The 20704-nt window shown below is 71.2% G+C and carries 26 protein-coding genes and 2 pseudogenes; 14 read left to right on the top strand and 14 right to left on the bottom strand.

Going from position 1 to position 20704, the window contains the following annotated elements; all coding sequences use genetic code 11:
* The first annotated feature begins 35 nt into the window (after nt 1-35).
* Nucleotides 36-983, top strand: coding sequence for a thiopeptide-type bacteriocin biosynthesis protein (locus OG322_RS15490; protein ID WP_329306549.1), 948 nt, complete (start codon nt 36-38; stop codon nt 981-983).
* 104 nt (nt 984-1087) lie between these two features.
* Here OG322_RS15490 and OG322_RS15485 read toward each other — a convergent pair whose 3' ends face one another.
* The 3 genes from OG322_RS15485 to OG322_RS15475 all read right to left on the bottom strand — a co-directional run bounded on the left by OG322_RS15485 (nt 1088) and on the right by OG322_RS15475 (nt 3638).
* A complete protein-coding gene (locus OG322_RS15485) occupies nt 1088-1645 on the bottom strand; it encodes a YceI family protein (RefSeq protein ID WP_329306548.1) in 558 nt (185 codons plus the stop codon).
* Nucleotides 1646-1821: 176 nt separating this feature from the next.
* Complete coding sequence (locus tag OG322_RS15480; protein WP_123460847.1) at nt 1822-2652, bottom strand: ABC transporter permease; 831 nt, start codon at nt 2650-2652, stop codon at nt 1822-1824.
* Entirely contained in the window at nt 2649-3638 is a 990-nt protein-coding gene (locus tag OG322_RS15475; protein WP_329306547.1) for an ABC transporter ATP-binding protein, read from the bottom strand. Before OG322_RS15475 ends, OG322_RS15480 begins: the two co-directional genes overlap by 4 nt.
* 253 nt (nt 3639-3891) lie before the next feature.
* On the opposite strand from OG322_RS15475, the gene OG322_RS15470 reads away from it, so the two are divergent.
* Both OG322_RS15470 and OG322_RS15465 read left to right on the top strand, forming a co-directional pair.
* Nucleotides 3892-5139, top strand: a complete 1248-nt coding sequence (locus OG322_RS15470) for an FAD-dependent monooxygenase (protein ID WP_123460849.1) — start codon at nt 3892-3894, stop codon at nt 5137-5139.
* 34 nt (nt 5140-5173) lie between these two features.
* Complete coding sequence (locus tag OG322_RS15465) at nt 5174-5665, top strand: hypothetical protein (protein WP_123460850.1); 492 nt, start codon at nt 5174-5176, stop codon at nt 5663-5665.
* 40 nt (nt 5666-5705) lie between these two features.
* On the opposite strand, the gene OG322_RS15460 is transcribed toward OG322_RS15465, so the two are convergent.
* Together OG322_RS15460 and OG322_RS15455 are read right to left on the bottom strand one after the other, a co-directional pair.
* Nucleotides 5706-6575, bottom strand: a complete 870-nt coding sequence (locus OG322_RS15460) for an RNA polymerase sigma-70 factor (RefSeq protein ID WP_123460851.1) — start codon at nt 6573-6575, stop codon at nt 5706-5708.
* Complete coding sequence (locus OG322_RS15455; RefSeq protein ID WP_329306546.1) at nt 6572-7150, bottom strand: carboxymuconolactone decarboxylase family protein; 579 nt, start codon at nt 7148-7150, stop codon at nt 6572-6574. The genes OG322_RS15460 and OG322_RS15455 overlap by 4 nt, the downstream gene beginning before the upstream one ends.
* Before the next feature lie 182 nt (nt 7151-7332).
* On the opposite strand from OG322_RS15455, the gene OG322_RS15450 reads away from it, so the two are divergent.
* Genes OG322_RS15450 through OG322_RS15440 form a run of 3 tightly spaced genes read left to right on the top strand, consistent with a single transcriptional unit; the run spans nt 7333 to nt 9579 of the window.
* Nucleotides 7333-7857 (top strand): GNAT family N-acetyltransferase, encoded by a 525-nt coding sequence (locus tag OG322_RS15450; RefSeq protein WP_123460853.1) that lies wholly within the window; start codon nt 7333-7335, stop codon nt 7855-7857.
* Nucleotides 7858-7906: 49 nt separating this feature from the next.
* Nucleotides 7907-8554, top strand: a complete 648-nt coding sequence (locus tag OG322_RS15445) for a CGNR zinc finger domain-containing protein (protein WP_329306545.1) — start codon at nt 7907-7909, stop codon at nt 8552-8554.
* Nucleotides 8551-9579, top strand: a complete 1029-nt coding sequence (locus tag OG322_RS15440; RefSeq protein ID WP_221198122.1) for an endonuclease/exonuclease/phosphatase family protein — start codon at nt 8551-8553, stop codon at nt 9577-9579. Before OG322_RS15445 ends, OG322_RS15440 begins: the two co-directional genes overlap by 4 nt.
* Here the strand turns inward: OG322_RS15440 and OG322_RS15435 are convergent.
* Nucleotides 9540-9959, bottom strand: coding sequence for a YwqJ-related putative deaminase (locus OG322_RS15435; protein WP_123460856.1), 420 nt, complete (start codon nt 9957-9959; stop codon nt 9540-9542). The genes OG322_RS15440 and OG322_RS15435 overlap by 40 nt on opposite strands.
* A 148-nt stretch (nt 9960-10107) precedes the next feature.
* On the opposite strand from OG322_RS15435, the gene OG322_RS15430 reads away from it, so the two are divergent.
* Nucleotides 10108-10851, top strand: coding sequence for a VOC family protein (locus OG322_RS15430; RefSeq protein ID WP_266411295.1), 744 nt, complete (start codon nt 10108-10110; stop codon nt 10849-10851).
* 51 nt (nt 10852-10902) lie between these two features.
* Here the strand turns inward: OG322_RS15430 and OG322_RS15425 are convergent, their stop codons facing one another.
* Nucleotides 10903-11892, bottom strand: coding sequence for a helix-turn-helix transcriptional regulator (locus OG322_RS15425; RefSeq protein WP_329306544.1), 990 nt, complete (start codon nt 11890-11892; stop codon nt 10903-10905).
* A gap of 92 nt (nt 11893-11984) precedes the next feature.
* Between OG322_RS15425 and OG322_RS15420 the strand changes: the two genes are divergently transcribed.
* Entirely contained in the window at nt 11985-12383 is a 399-nt protein-coding gene (locus OG322_RS15420) for a VOC family protein (RefSeq protein WP_123460859.1), read from the top strand.
* 22 nt (nt 12384-12405) lie between these two features.
* Here OG322_RS15420 and OG322_RS15415 read toward each other — a convergent pair whose 3' ends face one another.
* From OG322_RS15415 to OG322_RS15400, 4 genes and pseudogenes are all read right to left on the bottom strand, one after another.
* Entirely contained in the window at nt 12406-12822 is a 417-nt protein-coding gene (locus OG322_RS15415) for a hypothetical protein (protein WP_329306543.1), read from the bottom strand.
* Nucleotides 12823-13042: 220 nt separating this feature from the next.
* Nucleotides 13043-14043, bottom strand: a pseudogene (locus tag OG322_RS15410) (IS5 family transposase).
* A 73-nt stretch (nt 14044-14116) separates the two neighbouring features.
* The gene (locus tag OG322_RS15405; RefSeq protein WP_123460861.1) at nt 14117-14296 is read right to left on the bottom strand and encodes a DUF397 domain-containing protein; all 180 of its coding nucleotides are present in this window, start codon (nt 14294-14296) and stop codon (nt 14117-14119) included.
* Entirely contained in the window at nt 14293-15069 is a 777-nt protein-coding gene (locus OG322_RS15400) for a helix-turn-helix domain-containing protein (RefSeq protein ID WP_123460862.1), read from the bottom strand. The genes OG322_RS15405 and OG322_RS15400 overlap by 4 nt, the downstream gene beginning before the upstream one ends.
* Nucleotides 15070-15213: 144 nt before the next feature.
* Between OG322_RS15400 and OG322_RS15395 the strand changes: the two genes are divergently transcribed.
* The 4 genes from OG322_RS15395 (at nt 15214) to OG322_RS15380 (ending at nt 17389) form a co-directional block, all read left to right on the top strand.
* Nucleotides 15214-15612 (top strand): hypothetical protein, encoded by a 399-nt coding sequence (locus OG322_RS15395; RefSeq protein WP_329307736.1) that lies wholly within the window; start codon nt 15214-15216, stop codon nt 15610-15612.
* A 165-nt stretch (nt 15613-15777) separates the two neighbouring features.
* Entirely contained in the window at nt 15778-15969 is a 192-nt protein-coding gene (locus tag OG322_RS15390) for a hypothetical protein (protein ID WP_123460864.1), read from the top strand.
* A gap of 93 nt (nt 15970-16062) precedes the next feature.
* Entirely contained in the window at nt 16063-16719 is a 657-nt protein-coding gene (locus OG322_RS15385; RefSeq protein WP_123460865.1) for a TetR/AcrR family transcriptional regulator, read from the top strand.
* A gap of 43 nt (nt 16720-16762) precedes the next feature.
* Nucleotides 16763-17389, top strand: a complete 627-nt coding sequence (locus OG322_RS15380) for a helix-turn-helix domain-containing protein (RefSeq protein WP_123460866.1) — start codon at nt 16763-16765, stop codon at nt 17387-17389.
* On the opposite strand, the gene OG322_RS15375 is transcribed toward OG322_RS15380, so the two are convergent.
* Nucleotides 17390-18109: a GDSL-type esterase/lipase family protein gene (locus tag OG322_RS15375; RefSeq protein ID WP_124284704.1), complete on the bottom strand. Its 720-nt coding sequence runs from the start codon at nt 18107-18109 to the stop codon at nt 17390-17392.
* Nucleotides 18110-18167: 58 nt separating this feature from the next.
* Between OG322_RS15375 and OG322_RS15370 the strand changes: the two genes are divergently transcribed.
* Nucleotides 18168-19154, top strand: coding sequence for a WD40 repeat domain-containing protein (locus OG322_RS15370; RefSeq protein ID WP_123462275.1), 987 nt, complete (start codon nt 18168-18170; stop codon nt 19152-19154).
* A 40-nt stretch (nt 19155-19194) separates the two neighbouring features.
* Nucleotides 19195-19737 carry a GNAT family N-acetyltransferase gene (locus OG322_RS15365; protein ID WP_329306542.1) on the top strand — a complete coding sequence of 181 codons (543 nt, stop codon included), beginning with the start codon at nt 19195-19197 and terminating at the stop codon, nt 19735-19737.
* Between the two features lie 75 nt (nt 19738-19812).
* On the opposite strand, the gene OG322_RS15360 is transcribed toward OG322_RS15365, so the two are convergent.
* Together OG322_RS15360 and OG322_RS15355 are read right to left on the bottom strand one after the other, a co-directional pair.
* Nucleotides 19813-20322, bottom strand: coding sequence for a DinB family protein (locus OG322_RS15360; RefSeq protein ID WP_124284706.1), 510 nt, complete (start codon nt 20320-20322; stop codon nt 19813-19815).
* A gap of 61 nt (nt 20323-20383) precedes the next feature.
* A pseudogene (locus OG322_RS15355) lies at nt 20384-20701 on the bottom strand (Uma2 family endonuclease); the annotation flags it as partial.
* Nucleotides 20702-20704 lie beyond the last annotated feature (3 nt).

The following is a 20704-nucleotide window of genomic DNA, read 5'->3' as shown; positions in this document are numbered from 1 at the left end:
CCGTGCCCCGACCAGCCCACCACCCGGAGCCCCACATGCCCGCTCAGCCCGAAACCGGCGCAGCCACCCAGTGGAGCGCCTGGCATCTGCACCTGCCCACCGCCGCCCGCTCGGCGCACGACCGGGTCCTGACCGACGTCATCGGCCCCACGGTCCGCGAACTCCCGCCCGGCACACCGTGGTTCTTCATCCGCTACTGGCAGTCGGGCCCGCATCTGCGGCTGCGCGTCGGGGACCTGACCCCGGACGCGTACGCCGCGACCGAGGCCGCGCTGCGCACCCGTCACGCCGACGCCTGCCGGCTCGCCCCCGGGGAGGAGCCGCTGGCCGAGGCCGCGTACCTGGACGGCGCGGCCCGGCTGGCCGCGGCGGGGGAGACCGGACCGAACACCAGCGTCCGGACCCTGCTCGCGCCCGGCGTCCACCGCGCCACGTACGACCCCGAGTACGAGCGCTACGGCGGCCCCGCCCATATGCCGGCCGCCGAGGAGCTGTTCTGGCAGTCCAGCGAGCTCGTCCTGCGGCTGACACCCGCCCTGACGACCGGGGCCCGGCGCTCCCAGCTCGCCCTGCGCGGCACGCTGTCCGCCGCGGTCGCCCTCGGCGCCCCGCCCGAACGGGCCTACTACTTCGCCCACGGGCTGGGCGCCTGGCGGTCCTGGGCGAAGGACGCCGGACACCCGCAGGCGCTCCTGGACCGCATCACACACGTGGACCAGGACCCGGCCGCGGTACGCATCGACCCCGAGGCGCACGGCCCGTTCACCGCCTGGCACGAGGCGCTGGCCGGACACGCGGCCGACATCCGCCGCACGTCACCGGTGCACCCCGGAATGATCCTGTTCTCGCACGCCCACATGCTCCACAACCGGCTCGGCCTGAGCCTCCTGGAGGAGCTGCGCACCTACGCGTGGCTGTCCCACGTCTTTCCTCTCCCCGCGGACGCGCCCGATCCGCTGCGGAACGCGGTACCCGCGGGCTGACCCCCCCGCCCGCGGGTACCGGACAACGAAGGTCCGGCCGGAATCCCCCTCCGGCCGGACCTTTCCGCGTGCCGCACCAGGTGACGCCGTCCACCGGCCGGCCGCTACGGGGTACGGACGAACACCGCGCGCACCCGCAGCGCGAGCCGCGGGCCGACCATCGCGCGCATCGCGCCCACCCCGCACACATGCCGGTCGACCTCGGCGGTGGCGCGGACCACGACCTGCTCCCCGTCGGCCGTCACCTCGTCCACGGTGAAGTCCACGGGGACCTCCCGCTCCTTCACGGTGAGCACTCCGGTGAGCACTCCGGTGAGCACCGGCGGGGCGCCCTGCGCCACCCGCTCACCGGCGTACCGCAGTACGGGGAACCGGCCGGCGTCCAGGAATCCCGGGCCGCGCACCTTCCGGTCGCGCTGCGGGTTGCCGGTGTCGAAGCCGGCCACAACGACCGTCGCGTCGAGGTGGGTGAGCGAACCGGCGGCGTCGAGCCCGGCCCGTCCGGACCGCACGGGCACCGAACCCGTGACGGGGAAGAAGAGGAAGTGCCGGCCGGTGAACTCCACGGTGGACTCGGCCGGATCGAGCGTCCAGTCACCGGACAGGGCGGCCAGACCGGTGGGGGTAAAGACGTTCAGGGGTGCGTCGTTGCTGGAAGACATGGGGGGAATTCCCTTCGTGGTCGATTGACTTCGTTCCTGGTGGGGCTGCGTTCCTGCTGTGGTTCGTTCGCTCTTGAGCTCCGCCGCATACGCCGAGGGGGCCTCACCGGCAAGGTGGAGGCCCCTCACGACGGAAGGCGCGGCGCTGCGATACCGCCGGGCCGTGACGGCTCGGGCTACTCCGGGCGCGGGTCCCAGCGGAAGCTGCGTACGGAGATCAGCGCACCGATGACACCCCAGGCGGCGAGCACCGCCAGTTCCTTCCACTGGAAGCTCGCGTCCTGCGCGAAGGGCGCCAGCATGGCGTCGTTGAACGGCTTCACCGGGAGCAGCCCGGCGATCGTGTTCAGCACCCCGGAATGGATCGGGAAGTAGCTGCCGGAGATGAACACCAGCGGGAACTGGATGAACTGCACGACGGCGGGCGCGGCCTCGGAGTTGCGGATCAGCGAGGCGACACCGACGCCCAGGGCGCAGAAACTGGCCGCACCGAGCACCAGGGTGACGCCGACGGCCGCCCAGTGGGTGGGCAGCGACACGTCGTACAGCGTGCCGATCCCGATGACGAGCGCCACGTCGATGACGCTCACCACGATGCAGTGGACGAGCAGCCCGGCGAAGTACACCCAGGCGGGCAGCGGGGTGGCGTGCAGCCGCTTGAGGACGCCGGTCTGCCTCCGCATGGCCAGGACGATCGCCAACTGGCCGTAACAGGCGCCCAGTACGGACACGGCGGCGATGGTCGGCGTGTAGTACTGCATACCGCTCATGCCGAAGAAGAACTCTTCGCTGCCGCCGCCGCTGAACACCGCGCCGAAGATCGCGATGATGACGATGGGCAGCACGAACGTGAACACCATCGACTGCGGGTTGCGCCAGAACGACAGCTGCTCGTACCGGATCTGGTGGACGAGCATCGCGACCGAGCCGCGCCGGTCGGGCCGCTGCCGCGGGGCGCGCGGCTCGCGGGCGACGGACTCGGTGGTGGGGGGAAGGGTGCTGGTCATCGACGGCTCCGTCCGGTTCGGCGTCCCCGGCGTTCCGGAGACGGTGTGCGGCCCCGGTCGGCGGACGGCGACGAGGCATCCTGCTGCGCGTACGAACTGGTCAGGCCGAGGTAGATGTCTTCGAGCGTGGGCTGCTCGACGGTCAGCCGCTCCAGCGGTGTGCCCCGGTCGAGCGCCCAGGAGGTGAGCCGGTGCAGGGCGGCGGTCGGCTCCTCGGCCTCCGCGGTGACCAGGCCGTCCTCGGCGTCGGTGACCGCGAGCGGCACATCGGCGATCGCGGCGCCCCTGGGCAGCGCGAACCGGATGCGGGCGAGTGCGCTGTCCCGGCCGCCGAGCGTGTCCGGGGTGCCCGCGGCGACGATCTTCCCGCCCGCGATGACGGCGACGGAGTCGGCGAGCTCCTGCGCCTCGTCCATGTAGTGGGTGGTCAGCAGGATGGTCGTACCGGCGTCCCGCAGATTCCGGACGACCTCCCAGGCGCCGCGGCGGGCGTTGGGGTCGAAGCCGGTGGTGGGCTCGTCCAGGAACAGCAGCTGGGGGTCGCCGACGACGCCGAGGGCGAGGTCGAGCCGCCGCTTCTGCCCGCCGGACAGGTCCTTGACCTTCGCGTCGCGCTTCTCGCCGAGCCCCACCAGGTCGATGACCTCGTCGGTGCCGCGTGGTGCCGGGTAGTAGCCGGCGTTGCGTGCGACGGACTCGCGCACGGTCAGATACGGCTCGATGGCGATGTCCTGGAGCACGAGCCCGATCTGCCCGCGCAGCCACCGCCCGTCCGCCTTCGTGCCCGGATCCCGTCCGAGCACCCGGACGCTGCCGCCGTCCCGTTCCCGGAATCCTTCGAGGATCTCCATCGTGGTCGTCTTGCCCGCGCCGTTCGGTCCGAGGAGCGCGAAGATCTCGCCCTCCTCGACACTGAAGTCGACCCCGCTGACGGCCTCGTGGTCGCCGTACCTCTTGAGCAGGCCCTCAACGGCCACGGCGCTCACCGTCGCCGCTCCGTGCGTCGTTCTGGCGTCATGGGTGCCTCCTGGATCGAATGCCGGACCGGCTCTGTGTCCCTGGAAGCTAGGGCCGCCCACCGGGGCCGCGGCAGCCGCGCAGCCGTCTCGATGACGTCCGTCACGCAACCGGCGACAGTTGTCAGGGCACGGGGTGACAGGCGTTGCCGGGCGGCGGGGCGGTGCACATGCTCATGGTGCGACCGATGGCATTGCTCAGACGCGGAAGGTGGTCCCAGACGTGCGGTTCGGGAAAGACAAGGATGCGGGGACGCCTCGGATTACCGTCGTCGGGGCGGGAATCGGCGGTCTGGCCCTGGCGGGCGCGCTCGCCGCGAACGGCCTGCCGTACGTGATCCACGAGCAGACCCGGCAGCTCGCCGAGGTCGGCGCGGGCGTCCAGCTCTCGCCCAACGCGATCCGCCCGCTGCTGCGCCTCGGCCTCGGCCCGGCGCTGCGCGAGCACGCGGTGCGCATCGAGGCGATGGAGGTACGCGGCTGGAGCGGCCGGCCCATCGCCCGAACCCCGCTGGGCGACGCGTGCGAGCGGATGTTCGCCGCCCCGTACCTGACCGTCCACCGGGCGCATCTGCACGAGGCGCTGCTCTCGCTCGTCGACCGCGACCGCCTCGGCCTGGGGCAGCGGCTGACCTCCGCCGCACCGGCCGGCGAGGGACCGGACGACGACGCCGTGCGCCTCACCTTCGCGGACGGCACCGAGTCCACCGCCGACGTGGTGGTCGGCGCGGACGGCATCCACTCCACGGTCCGCGAGACGTTCCTGCGCGACGAGCCGGTCTTCTCCGGCCTGGGCATCTACCGCGGGCTGGTTCCCGTGGACGCGCTCCCGGCCGATGCCGAGAAGCCCCTGGTCCGCCTCTGGCTCGGCCCCGGCGGGCACTTCGTCTGCTACCCGGTCGCCTCCGGTGAGTACCTGAGCTACGCGGCCACCGTCCCGGTCACCACGGGCGCCCCGACGCGCGAGTCCTGGTCCCGGCCCGGCGACCCGGAGGCGCTGCGCGCGGCGTTCGGCCACTGGACGGGCCTCGTGTCCCACATCGTCGACGCCGTTGAGTCCACCCACCAGTGGGCGCTGCACGACCGGCCGCCGCTGCGCACCTGGTCCACCCGGCGCATCACGCTGCTCGGGGACGCCGCGCACCCCATGCTCCCGTTCATGGCCCAGGGCGCGAACCAGGCCATCGAGGACGCGATGGACCTGGCGTCCTGCCTCACCGGCTCCGCACCCCACGACATCCCCGGCCGCCTCGCCCGCTACGAGGCCCTGCGGGTGCCCCGCACCGCCGAGATCCAGCGCGGTTCCCGGGGCAACGCGGGCGTCCTGCACCTCCCGGACGGCCCGGCCCAGCGCCGCCGCGACGCTCGGATGGCCGTGCACGCGGCCCTCAAGGACCGCGCCCTCCTGTACGCCCACGAGACGGGCCGCAGCGTGCTGCCCGTCCGTGAGCCGGAGGCCCAGCCGGTCTGATCCGACGTTCCGCCCGGCGGCGTAGCGTAGGAGCGTGAACGCGACTCCCGAGGTACTGGCCGTACTCGACGACCTGCTCGCCACCGCGGCCCCCGACGCCCGCGGAGCGCTCTGGCAACTGGACCGGCAGGGGCGGGAGCTGGACGCCAACCTGGTACGCCTGCCGCCGGGCGCGGAGGTCGGCGAGCACCAGGAGGACGTGCTCGACGTCCTCCTGGTGGTCCTCGCGGGCAGCGGCCGTCTCACCCCGGCCGGTGGCGGTACGCCTCTGGAGCTGACCCCGACGACGGTCACCTGGCTGCCCCGCACCTCCCGGCGGGCCTTGGCCGCGGGCCCGGACGGCCTCGTCTACCTCACGGTCCACCGACGCCGTCCCGGCCTCACCGTCAGGCCGGCGGTGTCCGCGCAGGAGGGCGGCGAGGCCCCGTGCTCCCTGGACCGGGTCTGCCCGGAGTGCGGCCGCATGTCCCGGGAACCGGCGCCGAAGTACTGCGCCGAGTGCGGGGAGCGGTTCCCGGAGCGCTGAGTGTCCGGGCCCCGCGCGCACCCCTCCTGCTGCGGCGGGCCTACCTGACCAGTTCGGCCGGTTCGTCCAGCCGGGTCAGCTTCCGCGGGTTGCGCATCACGTAGACCCGGGTGACCTGCCCGTTCTCCACCACGAGGCTCACCGCGGCCGACTCGCCGCCGATCTCGATCCGGCCCGCAGGCGCCCCGTTGAGCCACACGGCCGTCGCCTCGAACCCGGCCACATCCATCCGGTTCGCACGGGCGAGCAACTTCGCCACCGGCTGGGCCCCGTGGACCGGCACCCGGACGGCCGCCGCGATCCCGCCGCCATCGGCGATCAGGACCACATCGGGCGCCATGAGCTCCATCAGCTCCTGCAACTGGCCGGTGCGCAAAGCGATGAGGAAGCGTTCCACCACGGCCTTCTGCTCCGACCGGCTCACCCGCACCCGCGGCTGCCGGGCCGCCACATGCTCGCGGGCCCGCCGCGCGGTCTGCCGCACCGCGGCCGCGGACTTACCCACGGCCTCGGCGATCTCGCCGTACGGCAGCTCGAACACCTCGCGGAGCACGAACACCGCCCGCTCCGTGGGCCCGAGCGTCTCCAGCACGGTCAGCATCGCGATCGAGACGCTCTCCGCGAGCTCGACGTCCTCGGCCACGTCGGGGCTGGTCAGCAACGGTTCGGGCAGCCACTCGCCGACGTACTCCTCACGGCTGCGCGACAGCGTCCGCAGCCGGTTGAGCGCCTGCCGGGTGACGATCCGGACGAGGTAGGCCCGCGGGTCACGCACCTGCGAGCGGTCGACGCCGGCCCACCGCAGCCAGGACTCCTGAAGCACGTCCTCCGCGTCGGCCGCGGAGCCGAGCATCTCGTACGCGACGGTGAAGAGCAGGCTGCGATGGGTGACGAACGGGTCGTCGGTCATACGGCCGACGCTACGCCGGAGCCCCCGGGACGCGCGGCGAGCGGAATCTCGCACGCGTCGGAGAAGCCCTGAGACTCGATTCCGAGCGCCGAATTGTGCCTGGTCGCCATGTTGGTGAAGGCGATGAACGCGGTGAGCTCGACCAGCGCCGCCGGGCCGAGCCGGTCGAGCAGTCCGGCCGACAGCTCGTCGGTGACGGTCGGCGGCGTGTTCGTCATGGCCTCGGCGTACTCCAGCACATCCCGCTCAAGGGGTGTGAACACGTCCGACTCCCGCCAGCGCGGGACCTGGCTCGCCTTGTGCAGGTCCAGCTTCTGGTTCTGCGCCTGGAAGTAACCGATGTCGAGGCACCAACCGCAACCGACCTGGGCGGCGACCGCCATGTGCGCGAACGACTTGAGGCCCTCGTCGGCCGCGTCCCACGCACCCACCCTGGCCCCGAGCTTCAGACTGTCCTTGGCGACCGCGGGGCTGTGCCAGCTCACCTCGACGGGTTCCGGCACGACACCGAGCTGCTTGACCAGGTTCTCGCTCATCTCGGTACTGACCTCGGCCCTGGGAACGCGAAGCGCCATGATGTCCTCCTCGTACGTCTGTCCGTCTGTCCGTCTGACATGAAGACACCGCCGGTCCCGCGGATGTGACAGCGGCCCTCCCGGCCGTGCGGCCGGGATTCCGGCACGGCGTTCATCAGCCCGGGACGGACAGCGATGCCTGCGGCAGCCGGCCCCGCGCGGGCTCGTGCGACGATCGTGCGGTGGACCCTCTGCACCTTCGCCTCGCCGGCGACCGTGACCTCGCCGCTCTCGTTCGCCTGCGTGACAACGCCGCCCGGTGGATGCTCACGCAGGGCATCACCGGTCAATGGCGGCCGGGTGAGCTGAATGAGGACGACTTCCGCCGGACCGTGGCGCGCGGCGGGGAAATCTGGCTCGCCGAGGCAGGTGACCGGGTGGCCGGGGCTTGGGAGTTGTGGTGGGAGGACGAGGACGCCTGGGGGCCGCAGCCGCCGGTGGCCGGCTATGTGCACCGGTTGATGGTGGACCGCGGCAGTGCCCCGCCCGGGACCGGCCGGCTGCTGCTGCACGCCGCGGAACGCCGTGTCGCCACCGCGGGGCGGGAGTTCGTACGGCTGGACTGCCTGGCCGGCAACGCGCGCCTGAACACCTACTACCTGGACGAGGGTTACCGGGTCGTCGGGCAGAAGGCGGGCAAGCCGCAGCCGGGCGGTACGCCCAAGTCGTTCACACTTCTGGAGAAGGCCTCGCGCGACGTCCGGTGACCGGCTCTGTCCGAAGCGGCGGTAGGTTTCCCGGAGGAGGCAGGTAGGCATGCAGCAGCACGTGGCCGACGCGAGCGGCGCACGAAGGACCAGGAGCACGGGCACGGGGGCGGGTACGAGCGCCGGTCTGTCGGAGCTGTGCGAGAGCTCGGACGTGCTCCTCGGTTTCGTGAACACCACGCCTCACGGCAGCGGGCCGGTGGAACTACTGGGCGACAGCGCGAGCCTCAACGCCTGGCTGACCGGGGCCGGCCTGATGGCGGCCGACGCGGCCGTGACCCGGGCCGACGTCGTGGCCGCGCACGAGCTGCGGTCCGCGCTCTGCACGGTCTTCCTCTCGCGCTCCGGCTGCGAGGGCAGCGCGGACCGGCTGCCGGAGGCGGAGCAGTATCTGGCACGCATCGCCGAGCGCTACCCGCTCACGCTAAGGATCACCGCCGAGGGCTGCCGGCCGGTTCCCGCGCGGGCCGGAGTGCTCGGCGCCTTCGCCGGTCTCCTCGCCGCCGCGGCCGACCCGGCCTCGCGCGGCGCCTGGCTGCGCATGAAGATCTGCAAGAACCCCACCTGCTACTCGGGCTTCTTCGACCGGACCCGCAACACCTCCGGGCTGTACTGCGGCACGGCGTGTTCCTCGCAGGCAGCGCAGCGGGCGTACCGCAACCGCATCAAGGACGCGTCCTGCGCACAGGCGTCATGACACACGAGCCACCGGCGGCGCGGCCGAAAGGGGCGGCGCGGGCCGGTTCGCCCTGGACGCGTGGGCGGGTGCTCGCGGCGTCGGCCGCACTCGTCGCCGTACTGCTCACCTTCCCCCGCGCGATCCCCAACTGGGCTTTGCGCGTGGGGAGTCTGCTGGAATCCTTCCTCCCCTGGCTGGGCCTGGCGGCCGTCCCGCTGCTCGGCCTCGCCCTGCTGCGCCGCTCGGCCACGGCCCTGCTGGCGCTGCTGCTTCCGGTGGCGGCCTGGGCGTACGCCTTCGGCGGGCTGCTCCTGCCCGGCACGCATCCCGGTGCACAAGCCCTGGTCGTGGTGCAGCACAACGTCAGCGACGAGAACACCGCCCCGGCGGCCACGGCCCGCACCCTGGCGGACGCCGGGCCCGACCTCATCGCCATGGAGGAACTGCTGCCGACGGCACGACCGTTGTACGAGAAGACCCTCGCCCCGCACTACCCGTTCCACGCGGTCCGGGGCACGGTCGCCCTCTGGTCGAAGCACCCGCTCTCGGGCACCCGCCCGGTGGACATCAAGCCCCGCGGGATCACGGAGTCCTGGCAGCGCGGACTGCGGACCGTGGTCCACACCCCGTACGGCGACGTCGCGGCGTACGTCGCGCACCTTCCCTCGGTACGGGTCGGAGCCGGCGGCCTGACATCCGCCCGGCGCGACGAGAGCGCCGTCCTGCTGGGCCGGGCCGTCGCCGCCGAGAAGGTCGGAACGGTGATCCTGCTGGGCGACCTCAACGGCACGGTCGACGACCGCGGACTGGCCCCGCTGACCTCACAGCTGAACCTCTCGGAGCGGGGATTCGCCTTCAGCTTCCCGGCCTCCTTCCCGCTGGCCCGGATCGACCAGGTGATGGCCCGGGGCGCGGAGGTCGGCCCCCTGCGCACCCTGCCCGCCACGGGCAGCGACCATCTGCCGGTCGCCACGCGGATCTCGCTCGCACCGCCTGGCAGCCCTCAGCGCAGGGGTTCCGGGCCTGCGCCGATCCGGAAGTAGTCGAGCATCACGGTGCAGGACGAGCAGGGTGGTTCGTATGTGCCGTGTGCCGGGTCGTCCACCCGGCCCGCACGGGTCACGGTGATGGTCGTGGCGGCGGATTCGAAGAACTCCCCGACCCAGAAGTCGTCCATCCGCCGGTCACCCCAGTGTTCCTGCATCGCCCACATCCGGTCGGAGACGAGTGCGGCCTCGACGCAGCGACCCGCGTGCGGGACCCGCTTGTCGGACCAGAGGGAGTCGAACAGTTCCTGCAGAACCGGGTGGAGGTGCGGGCTGCGGCTGTAGTCGATGACCGGACGGGAGTAGGACCGGCCGGCGAAGACCAACGTGCCCACGGTGGGCGGCAGGCGGGGGTAGACCTTGGCGCGGGGGTTCATGGACGGCCCTTCAGTGTGAACGGGGGATCGATTGCCTGGCCGAGGATCCGGGAGGAGTGGCTACTGAATGCGAGATGGGCTCGGCCAGAAGTCCGGCTGGAGTACGGGAAGGGCCGGCGGGATTGAGCGGGCGCATAGGATCGCCGGCATGGCACTGCGACCCGTTCAGGTGAACATAAAGGCTCTTGACGACTCGGCGGTCGGCCGGTTCTGGGCGGAGGCGCTCGGCTGGGGTGTGTCCAGCGAGGGGCCCGGCGTGACCAACGTCGAACCCGGCGGCGGCTTCAACTGGCCGGACCCGGCCGCCGTCTGCATCGACGTCGTCACCGTCCCCGAGGCCAGGACGGCGACAAAGAACCGTGTGCACCTCGATCTCGCCACCACCTCGGCGGCCCACCAGGCGGAGCTGGTCGCGCGCCTGGTGGCTCTCGGTGCGACGCCCGCCCAGGTGGGCCAGGGCGACGTGCCGTGGACGGTCCTCGCCGACCCGGAGGGCAACGAGTTCTGCGTGCTGGAGCCCCGGGAGATCTACCGGGACACCGGGCCGATCGCCCGGGTGGTGGTCGACTGCGTGGATCCGCGGGCCATGGTCCGGTTCTGGGGCGAGGCGGTGGACTGGACCCTGCACGAGGTGACGGACGACCACGCGGTGCTGCGCTCCGCCAAGGGTGTCGGCCCGTATCTGGAGTTCCTCCGCATGCCCGGCGTGAAGACCGTGCCGGACCGCGTCCACATCGACCTGCTGCCCTACCCCGGTGACGACAAAGCGGCTGAGGTGGCCCGGCTGCGGACCCTCGGCGCCACCGACCTCGACCTCGGCCAGGGCGACGTCCCGTGGACGTGCCTGGCCGACCCGGAGGGCCACGAGTTCTGCGTCCTCGGCCGGGCCTGACGCGGAGCCCCAACGGCGCCCCGGTACATGGGTGTTGTTGTTCCCTGACGGTCAGGCCCGGCGGGCGCGGGACGCGAGGCGGTCGGCGAGCGCGATGACCAGGCCGCGCAGTTCATCGGGGCGCTCGATGACGAACGGCCGGTCAAGTGAGGCGAGTACCGGCGGCAGCCAGTCGAGCTCCTCCACCCGTAGCTCGACCCGCTGCCAAGGCCCGGTCGCCGGATCCGCACCCTCCGCGGGCGCGACCTCTTCCAGGGTCGCCACGCTCGCCGGAAGGCGGGCGCGGATCTGCTCGACCGTTCCGTGGATTCGCAACGTCACCTCGTACCGGTACTCGGCCGTGGCGAACCCCGACAGCACACGCTGGGCAGGATCAAGTCCGGCGGGCGTCTCGAACGAGCCGGGCAGGGTCCTCGCGCCCGCGATGCGATCGAGCCGGAAAGTCCGGTCCTCGCCGATCTCGGGGTCCGCGCCCGTGACGTACCACCGGCCCGAGTGGGCGACGATCCCGTACGCGTGCAGCGGGCGTTCGCTGCGCCGGCCGTCGCGGTCGGTGTACCTGATCGAGAGCGGCCGGCGGTGCCGTACCGCGTCGGCGACGGTGAGCAGCACCTCGGCGTCCGGATGGGCGAACTCACCGGCCGCAACCGTGAACGCGAGGGATTCCAGCACCGTGTCGAGCCTGCGGGCCACGCGCGCGGGCAGCACCCTGCGGATCTTGGCCGCCGCCGTCTCGCTCGCCGTGTCCGCCGTCGTCATCAGCCCCGTTCGACGGCCCGCGACCAGGCCGAGCAGCGCGGCGAGCGCCTCGTCGTCGCTGAGCATGAGCGGGGGCAAGCGGTATCCGGGGGCGAGCCGGTACCCGCCGTAGCGGCCCCGCACCGCTTCCACCGGCACGTCGAGGTCGATCAGCTGCTCCACGTACCGCCGCACGGTCCGCCCGTCCACGCCGAGCCGGTCGGCGAGTTCAGCCACCGTCCGGATGCCGCCCGACTGCAGCAGCTCCAGGAGGGTCAGCACGCGCACGGTGGGTCGGGACATGTTCAAAGGCTAACGCGGATACCGGGCCGATTCTGTCCTCTATTCGTCCTAGCCTGCGGAGTGCAGCGGCTCCACCGACCTGGGAGAACACCATGGAATTCGTCTCGATCCGCATCATCACCGGCGACGTCGCGCGTCTCGTCGAGTTCTACGAGAAGGCGACGGGGGTGCCTGCCGTCTGGGCCACCGAGGACTTCGCCGAGCTCAGTACCCCCGGCGTCACGCTCGCGATCGCCGACGTCCGCACCGTCCCGATGTTCGCTCCGGGCTCCGCCCGCCCGGCGGACAACCACAGCGTGATCCTCGAGTTCCTCGTGGAGGACGTGGACCGGGTGTACGAGAACCTGACCGGCCTCGTCACCGACTTCGTCAACGAGCCGACGACGATGCCCTGGGGAAACCGGGCGCTGCTCTTCCGCGATCCCGACGGCAACCTCGTCAACTTCTTCACTCCGGTCACCCCGGCCGCCCTCGCGAAGTTCGCTCGATGACACCGGACACCGGACATCGTCGCTACTTCCGGGCGGGGAAAGCCTCGTCGAGCGTGGGGACCGCGAGATGGTCGGTCGTCAGCGCGTCCAGGACGTCGTCCAGCCGTAGGTAGCGGCCCTGCTGAATTCCGGGTGTGATCTTTCCGATCGCCCCGGCCTCCCTGAGGTGGAAGACGGTCCACGGCCTCTGCCAGGCGTCCAGGGGCTCTCCGTCGCGCACGATCTGCCGCGTCCGCGCGGTCGCCTCGCGCGTGCCGTCGATCTGTTGGTTGACGGTCTCGACCGCATCGACGCCGAAGACCCGGCCTTGGCCGCCCGGCCGGTACATCACGAGCATCTTGGGGCGGGCGAGGCCCACGTGTTTGCTGTCGAGAGGGCATACGTACGCGCCGTGTGCGGCCAGATCCGCCATGACCTGAGCGTTCGCGGGCACGATCACCGCGTGCTCCTGGAGGGAACGGAACCAGCCGAGCGCGGCCGCCTCCCCACACGAACTTGTTGCGATTGCGGTACGCGGGATCTGCGGCCAGCCCCCTGGACGCCATGAGTTCGATATTGCGCGGCGGCCGCGCCACCAGGGCTCCGAAGTCGGCTCGGGTGATGACCTCGGGCAGTTCGTCGAACCAGGACATCGTGCTAGGGCCTGTATTGAGTTGTGATCAATGAGTGGTTCGCGTGAGGTCCTTGATCCAGATCATGGAGGCGCGGAGGTGGAGTCCGGCGAGGTAGCTCTCGGGGGTCTTGTCGTAGCGGGTGGCGATGCCGCGCCATGCCTTCAGCCTGTTGATCAGGCGCTCGACGGTGTTGCGGTCCTTGTAGAGCTCGGCGTCGTGGGTGAGGGGCCGGCCGCCCCGGCGGCCTTTCTTCTTCCGGTTGGCGGTCTGGTCCTTCTTCTCCGGGATGGCTGCCTTGATGCTGCGTTTGCGCAGGTAGGCGCGGTTGCCTCGGGAGGAGTACGCCTTGTCTCCGGCGACCGCGTCGGGCCGGGTTCGGGGACGGCCGACCGGGAGGCGAACCCGCACCTTGTTGAGCACGGGGATGAACTGCGGGCTGTCGGCGGCCTGTCCGGCGGTGAGCGTGAGGACGAGCGGTCTGCACTTGCGGTCGGCAGCGACGTGGACCTTGCTGGTCTGCCCGCCCCGCGAGCGGCCGAGCAGGGCGGCCTTCAGGCGGAGCTTGCGGCGTCGCCGGACGCGTCGCCGTTCGACCCGCCGGGCCTCGACGTCGGTGTCCTGCCCGACTTGTTCCTCGCTGTCGCCCCCTTTGAGCGGGTCCTCTCCTCCTCGGCCGCCTTCTCCAGGGCGTCCAGCGTCTCCGGATCAAGGCGCATCCCGGCGGCGTCGTGGTGGGCACGTGTAGTGGTGGAGTCCACGCTGACCAGCGAAAGGTCCACCTCGCCCCGCTCCGCAGCCTTCGCGATCAGACCTTCCAGCAGGTTCTCGAAGACCCCGGCATCCCGCCACTGGCGGAACCGGTTGTACACGGTGGGCCAAGCGCCGAACTCGGCCGGCATCTCCCGCCACTGCGCGCCCGAGCGGAACTTCCAGATCACACCCTCGAACTGCTCGCGCAGTTTCGTGGGGTACGGCCCGTACTCGCCGATCGGCAAGTACGGCTCCACGTACCCCCACTCCTCGTCCGTCAGCTGTCTCCGCGTCATGCACACCGGACTACAGGATCCGCCCCCGAAGCGACGGCGAATCCCGCAGATTGATCACGACTCGATACAGGCCCTAGACCACCGTGTACGTGAGGAAGGCCGACCAGGCGGCGGGGGAGACGCTGAGGAAGGGGACGGTGAGGTCCTTGGAGTCGCGGACGTGGATGGCGTGGGGGCCGGTGGCCACCTCGACGCAGTTGCCGCCCTCTGGGCCGCTGTGGCTGCTCTTGAACCACTTGAGGTGAGTGCTCATAGTCTCTCTGCTGCCTGCTCAATCAGCTTCCGTGACTCTTCCGGTCCGAGAGCCTGCGTTCGCACAATGCCATATCTGGCGAACAGGGTTCCCAGGTGGGCCTGTTCACTGACAAGGAAGTTGCAGTTCTGGACCTCCAAGTACGCCAGCCGATGCCGATCGTCGGTCTCCAGCAGGACGAAGGACCCACTCAGTCCGCCGTGTGTCTCCCGCTGAGGTGACATCACCTGAATATGTACGTGACGCAGCTCCGCAACCTCAAGAACGCGCTGAAGTTGCGCCCGGTGCACGTGCCGTCCGCCGATGGGGCGAAGGAGCGCGCTGAGTTCCAGGACGAAACTGATGTCCGGCGCCGGTTTGCGGGTCAGCATGGCCTGACGTGCGAGACGGCCGGCGATCAATCCCTCGATCTCATCGTCATCAAGGGGCGGGCAGGCTCCGCTGAACACGGCACGTGCGTGCTCCTCGATCTGCAGCAGTCCGGGCATGACGTTGGACTCGTATTCGTAGCGCGCCCTGGCCTTGGCCTCTTCCTCGGCGAACGGCTCGAACCAGGAAGCCACCCGGCTGAAGGTCAGCTCCTCGGCTGCTGCTGTCAGGGCACCGCCCGCGCCGAGCGCGGCGTCAGCGAGTGGAGTGAAGTCTCCCCTCGGCGGCCGTTCCCCCCGCTCCACCATCGCGACCTGCGACTTCGAGAAACCGATCTTCGCGCCCAGCGACTCCTGCGACAGGCCCGCCCGTTCGCGGTAGAACCGCAGCAGCGTGCCGAACATCTCCGCGTTACTGCCGCCGCGCCCATCGGAGTGCACAGCTCACCCCCCAAGTGCACAGCCGTGCACAGATGCCTTGTGTCCCTGGTCACGGTACGTGCAGATGTCGACGCTCTACGTATGGAACCGAAAACTTCACCCGACCCGATGCCTGCATGGATTCCCGCGAGCGGGCACGCCCTCCGCCATGCGGGGATTCACTTCGACGCCGTACGGATCGTCGGCTGCCTGGGCGAGCAAGTGGCCTACGAGATCATGCAGTTCACGGATTTCGAGGCCGGGCCCATCGTCCGGTCGCGGATCGGGGAGCGGAGTATGTTCTTTCTGCTGCCGCCGGGAAGCGCCGGTGCCTTTCGCTGGCCCGCCGGGGTCGAGGCGTTGGTGCGGGCGCGGGCGGCGTTCGTCGGGGTGCCCGCGCTGAATGGGCTGACGTATCCGCTGGACTGGCGTTCGCTGCCCACCGCCCAAGTCCCGTTCGTGGATGCGGAACTGCTGTTCGAGCTTCTGGCGGGTGTGGTGGAGCGAGAGGCGTGTGATGTACCGTGATCGTGTCATCACGCTCTGTGTGTTTTTGTGCATGGGGCGGTCCCCGGGGGCGCTGCCAACACCGAGCCGAGGGCCTCCACCGAGCCGGTGTGCGTGGCGGACCCCGCCCCCGCGGCACCCGCGCCCCGGCCGCCTGTCACCTGTGAGGGGCCGGGGTGGGAGCACGTGTTCCGGCCCCGGGGCGACGAGACGGTGTGCCCACCGTGTGCGCAGGAGGCCGCGTGGCGGGCGCGCTCGGCCAAGTGGGCTGTCTGCGCACCCGATCAGCGCGAGGGCTTCGAAGTGCCCGAGCCGCTGGCCTGGCGGGAGCGGGTCGCGGCAGTCCTCGCGGAGGATGCGGCCGGCGGCGCCGGCTGAGGCGTACGGCCGTTCGCGGTGTGGCGGTTCCACCGCTGACGCGGTGGAGCGAGGAGAGTGGGCCCGGGGGCCTGGACGGACTGAGGAGGACCGGTGGTGGACGCCATGGTTGACCGATGGGACGGAGTTCGGGCGACGAGGGACCCGGTGCGCTGCCGTGAGCAACTGATGGCCGCCGGGCGTACCTTGTTCGCCGTGTACGGGTACGCCCGTACCTCCGTCGAGGATCTCTGCGCCGCAGCGAACGTACAACCGCGAGATTTTTACCGCGAGTTCGAATCGCGAGAGGCCCTGCTCGTCGACCTGTACGACGAGGTGGCGATCGGCGGGATGCGGGCCGTCGAGGTGGAGCTCTCGGCCGAGGGCATGGAAACCTGTTCGACGGAGGAACGGTTCCGAAGGCTCTTCGACGCCTATGTGCGGGTCGTCACGCGGGACTCGCGGGCGGCGAGGGTGGCGTTCGTCGAAGTGCTCGGGGTGAGCCGGGCGATGGATGACCACCTCACGATGTGGCGGTCGGTGTGGGTCGAGTTCCTGACCCGCGAGGCCGAGCGCGCCGCGGAGCGGGGCCATGGGGCCGACGGTGATCTCACGGTCGTCGTGAAGGTCCTGACGCGTTCCGTCGACGAGCTCCTCGCCCACCACGGGCGCCGTCCGCGCCAGGTGCCGTGCGACTGGCTGACCAGTGAGCTGACCCGGATGTCGCTGGCCATGATGGGGCCGGACGTCTCCCCCGAGGCCCCCGCCTGACAAAGCCGGTTGCCGGATCGGCAAGCAGAGGCATGATGGAGGAATGGCGGCACATGAGCACGGGGCGGAAGACGGCGGCACGGCGGACGACGAGTTCTCTTCCGTCCTGACGGGCGTGGGGCCACGCCTGCGCGCGCTGCGGACGGAGCGCGGTACGACGCTGGCCCAGCTGAGCGAGACCACCGGGATCTCGCTCAGCACGCTGTCCCGGCTGGAGTCCGGCGGCCGTAAGCCGACCCTGGAGCTGCTGCTCCCGCTGGCGAAGGCGTACGGGGTGCAGCTGGACGAACTCGTCGGCGCGCCGGACACCGGTGATCCGCGGGTCACGTTCCGCCCGTTCAACCGGCACGGCATGACGTTCGTGCCGCTGACCCGGCACATCGGTGGGGTGAACGCGTACAAGCAGGTCATGCCCGGTCTGACGGGCCCGCCGGGGCCGGTCGAGCAGCGGGTGCACGAGGGGTACGAGTGGCTGTACGTGCTGTCGGGGCGGCTGCGGCTGGTGCTCGGCGAACACGACCTGGTGCTGAAGGCGGGTGAGGTGGCCGAGTTCGACACGCGTACACCGCACTGGTGGGGCAACGTCGGACCGGAACCGGTGGAGTTCCTCAGCCTGTTCGGACCGCAGGGGGAGCGGATGCACGTACGGGCGAAGCCGACGGGGAGGTGATCACCGCCGGGCCCTCGGTGACGTCGGCCCGGCCTCCGCCGCCCCCCGGTACGGTCCGCCCAGCCCCCACGCCTGGTGCATCGCGTCGGCGTAGGCGGCCGCGAGTGCGTGCTCCCCGGACGGGCCGGGATGCGTGCCGTCGTAGGTGTCCGTGTGGATGTCGTAGCCCGGCGGGCGTGACGCCAGCAGGATCGGGGACGTCGGTTCGTCGAGGTCGGCCACGGCCTTGGCGAGGAGTTCGTTGAAGCGGTCGCACTCAGCGGCGAAGGGGGCGTCGGTCTCGGCCCGGATGTTGGGTATGACGGGGAGCAGCACGCATCTGATGTGCGGGTTCGCGGTGCGGGCCGCCGCGAGGAACGCGCGGGCGTTGCGGGCGGTCTGCTCGCTGTCCGTGTAGAAGCCGAGGTCTATCAGGCCGAGCGAGACGAGCAGGATGTCCGCGCGGTGCGCGGCGACGGTGTCCGCGATCACCGGGGCCATGTGCAGCCAGCCCTCGCCCCAGCCGGCCAGGTGGTGGCGGGCGTCGGCGGGAAAGGCCGGGGCGCCGTAAGCGCGGGAGACCGGGGTGCCCGTCGTGGTGTCGTGCAGCCCGGTGCGCGGGCCGACGATCGCGTACGGGCCGTCGAAGGATGCTTCGAGGTGCTGCCACATGCGGTAGCGCCAGGTGAAGTCGCCGGCGCTACCGATGGTCATGGAATCGCCGACGAACATGAAACGCATGGCGTCATCATCGCGGATCATGGCTCCGGCCTGCGACGTGACGATGGACACTTGGGCCATGCGCTCGTATCGACTGACTGCCTTCGGCGCCGCCGCGTTCCTGTCCCTCGCGGCGGCGGTGCCCGCCGTGGCCGACGACGGCGGGGCCGACCGGAGCTTCACCATCAAGGACCCGCGGATCACCGAGTCCAGCGGGCTGGCCGCCAGCCGTGCCCATCCGGGGATCTACTGGACGCACAACGACAGCGACGACGGACCGTACGTCTTCGCCGTCGACTCCCGGACCGGGAAGACCGTCGCGACGATCACCATGAAGGGGGTCGGGGAGCCGCGTGACGTGGAGGCGATCTCGCTCGGACCCGACGGGAACCTGTACGTCGCCGACATCGGCGACAACCTGGACGGCAGCTGGGACCACGTCTGGATCTACCGCTTCCCCGAGCCGAAGGAGCTGCGGGACGCGACGGTCCGCGCGACGCAGTTCGACGTGAAGTACGCGGACGGCCCGCGCAACGCGGAGGCGCTGATGGTCCACCCGAAGACCGGGCGCGTGTACATCGCCTCGAAGAAGGAGGGCGGCGGCGGGCTCTACGAGGGGCCCGCGAAGCTCACGGCCGGCTCGGACAACATCTTCCGGCGGGTCGGTGAGGTGCCGTGGGTGACGGACGGGGCGTTCTCGCCGGACGGGAAGGAACTGGTGCTGCGCTCGTACTTCAGCGCGCGCGGCTACGCGTTCGAGAACGGCAGGCTCGGCAAGGACTACCCGGTCGAGTCCCCGCTGCTGAGGCAGGCCGAGTCGGTCACGTACACGGCTGACGGCTCGGCGCTGATGTACGGCTCCGAGGGCGAGCAGAGCGAGGTGGTGCGGGTGGACCTGAAGAACGGCGGCGACTCCGGCCGTTCCGGGGGGAAGTCGCCGTCGTCCGCCGGCACGGGCAGCGACGGCGACGGCGCGCCGGTGAAGGGCACCACGCTGACCGGGATCGCGGTGCTCGCCGGGATCGGTCTGCTGCTGGTTCTGGGCAGGCGGCGCAAGAAGGGCTGACGGCGGCCGGGCCGCGGGCCTGTCGTAGGGTCGGCGGTCTATGACGAAGAACAACGGGCCCGCGCCCTTCACCAGCACCGACGGGCCCGCGCCCTTCTCCACCGCGCGCCTGGACGCGCTGCCGCTCGATGTGGCGTACGCCGACGAGATGGCTTCCGTACTCGCGGACCCGGCCCTGCACACCTTCACCGGCGGCGCCCCGGAGGACGCGGACGCGCTGCGGACCCGCTACGCACGCCAGAGCGCCGGCTCACCGGACCCGGCCGAGCGGTGGTGGAACTGGGTGCTCAGGGTCCGCGGTGACGACTGCCTGGCGGGCTATGTGCAGGCGACGGTGAACGTGAGCGACGCGCAGGCGGAGATCGCCTGGGTGATCGGGTCCGGGTGGCAGGGCCGGGGCTACGCCAAGGAGGCGGCGTTGGGCCTCGTCGCGCACCTGCTGGACGGGGGAGCGGTGCGTACGGTCGTCGCCCACATCCACCCCGACCACGCGGCGTCGGCCGCGGTGGCCGCCGCGGCGGGGCTGGTGCGGACCGAGGAGTGGGAGGACGGCGAGGTGCGGTGGCGTTCGGATCTGGGGTGAGGGGCCGGTCCCAGGGCCGTTCGCTGTGATCGGGCCGGGCCAGGAGTGTCCCGGCCTCTGCCCACGCCCGCGCCCTCAGGTTCCGGACGGGGCCGGGCGCGGGTGGTCGCCCGTCGATCCGTCGAGGAGTTCGCGGACGATGTCCATGTGCCCGGCGTGACGTACGACGTCCTCCAGCATGTGGATGAGCACCCACCGCATCGACACCGTCCGCCCGTTCCACGAGGTGCCCGTCACATTCAGGTCCGTCTTCTCGATGGCCCGGTCCGCGGCGGCGCGTGCGCGCTCGTAGAACGCCAGGATGCCGGCGGTCGTCTCGTCCGGGGCGATCGTCATGTCCTCGGTGGCCGAGTCGAACCAGAGCTTCTCGACCTCGTACCCGAACGATTCGCAGAACCAGCCGTACTCGACGGTCGCCAGGTGCTTCACCAGCCCCAGGAGGTTCGTCCCCGTCGGTGTCATCGGGCGGCGCAGCTGCTCGTCGTCCAGCCCTTCGAGCTTCCACAGCACCACGTCACGGTGCCGGTCGAGGGCGGTGTGCAGGGATTCCTTCTCGCTGCCGGTGTACGGCACATGGGAGCTCATGCGCGGAAGCTACCAAGCAGCACTGACAACAGGACCGGGGGATCGGTGCCGCTGCCGGTCCTCAGCCCTCGGACGGCTTCGGCTTCGGCTTCGGGCGGGGGAGGCCCGCCGCCACCAGGGCGGCGACGTCGGGCGTGACCTCGGCCCCGGTCGAGTCAGGGAGCGCGACGCTGTGGCCGGGCACGTACACCTGGTGGTTGTCGTACCCACCGGCGAGGGGTTCCGTGAGGACATGGACGCGGCCGTGCTTGCGGTCGAGGATGACGTAGACGGGGATCTTGGCGTTGGCCTAGGCCGCGACCTTGTGACGGAAGGCGCCGGGGTCGTAGCAGTTGTTCTCCACCAGGTGCTCGTCGAAATCGGCGTCGACGACGGCCAGGTG

It is taken from the genome of Streptomyces sp. NBC_01260 (assembly GCF_036226405.1).
GTDB lineage: Bacteria > Actinomycetota > Actinomycetes > Streptomycetales > Streptomycetaceae > Streptomyces > Streptomyces laculatispora.
The sequence above is the reverse complement of the archived record's forward strand: the minus strand, read 5'-3'. Positions and strand labels throughout refer to the sequence as shown.

What these genes read in the sequence shown, in the direction of transcription:
- OG322_RS15400 (WP_123460862.1), bottom strand. Translation starts at nt 15,069, where the DNA reads ATGTTCGGCACGCTGCTGCGGTTCTACCGCGAACGGGCGGGCCTGTCG.
- OG322_RS15430 (WP_266411295.1), top strand. Translation starts at nt 10,108, where the DNA reads ATGGCACTGCGACCCGTTCAGGTGAACATAAAGGCTCTTGACGACTCG.
- OG322_RS15425 (WP_329306544.1), bottom strand. Translation starts at nt 11,892, where the DNA reads ATGTCCCGACCCACCGTGCGCGTGCTGACCCTCCTGGAGCTGCTGCAG.
- OG322_RS15375 (WP_124284704.1), bottom strand. Translation starts at nt 18,109, where the DNA reads ATGCGTTTCATGTTCGTCGGCGATTCCATGACCATCGGTAGCGCCGGC.
- OG322_RS15440 (WP_221198122.1), top strand. Translation starts at nt 8,551, where the DNA reads ATGACACACGAGCCACCGGCGGCGCGGCCGAAAGGGGCGGCGCGGGCC.
- OG322_RS15420 (WP_123460859.1), top strand. Translation starts at nt 11,985, where the DNA reads ATGGAATTCGTCTCGATCCGCATCATCACCGGCGACGTCGCGCGTCTC.
- OG322_RS15435 (WP_123460856.1), bottom strand. Translation starts at nt 9,959, where the DNA reads ATGAACCCCCGCGCCAAGGTCTACCCCCGCCTGCCGCCCACCGTGGGC.
- OG322_RS15490 (WP_329306549.1), top strand. Translation starts at nt 36, where the DNA reads ATGCCCGCTCAGCCCGAAACCGGCGCAGCCACCCAGTGGAGCGCCTGG.
- OG322_RS15485 (WP_329306548.1), bottom strand. Translation starts at nt 1,645, where the DNA reads ATGTCTTCCAGCAACGACGCACCCCTGAACGTCTTTACCCCCACCGGT.
- OG322_RS15370 (WP_123462275.1), top strand. Translation starts at nt 18,168, where the DNA reads ATGCGCTCGTATCGACTGACTGCCTTCGGCGCCGCCGCGTTCCTGTCC.
- OG322_RS15395 (WP_329307736.1), top strand. Translation starts at nt 15,214, where the DNA reads ATGCCTGCATGGATTCCCGCGAGCGGGCACGCCCTCCGCCATGCGGGG.
- OG322_RS15480 (WP_123460847.1), bottom strand. Translation starts at nt 2,652, where the DNA reads ATGACCAGCACCCTTCCCCCCACCACCGAGTCCGTCGCCCGCGAGCCG.
- OG322_RS15405 (WP_123460861.1), bottom strand. Translation starts at nt 14,296, where the DNA reads ATGAGCACTCACCTCAAGTGGTTCAAGAGCAGCCACAGCGGCCCAGAG.
- OG322_RS15455 (WP_329306546.1), bottom strand. Translation starts at nt 7,150, where the DNA reads ATGGCGCTTCGCGTTCCCAGGGCCGAGGTCAGTACCGAGATGAGCGAG.
- OG322_RS15380 (WP_123460866.1), top strand. Translation starts at nt 16,763, where the DNA reads ATGGCGGCACATGAGCACGGGGCGGAAGACGGCGGCACGGCGGACGAC.
- OG322_RS15360 (WP_124284706.1), bottom strand. Translation starts at nt 20,322, where the DNA reads ATGAGCTCCCATGTGCCGTACACCGGCAGCGAGAAGGAATCCCTGCAC.
- OG322_RS15445 (WP_329306545.1), top strand. Translation starts at nt 7,907, where the DNA reads ATGCAGCAGCACGTGGCCGACGCGAGCGGCGCACGAAGGACCAGGAGC.
- OG322_RS15365 (WP_329306542.1), top strand. Translation starts at nt 19,195, where the DNA reads ATGACGAAGAACAACGGGCCCGCGCCCTTCACCAGCACCGACGGGCCC.
- OG322_RS15460 (WP_123460851.1), bottom strand. Translation starts at nt 6,575, where the DNA reads ATGACCGACGACCCGTTCGTCACCCATCGCAGCCTGCTCTTCACCGTC.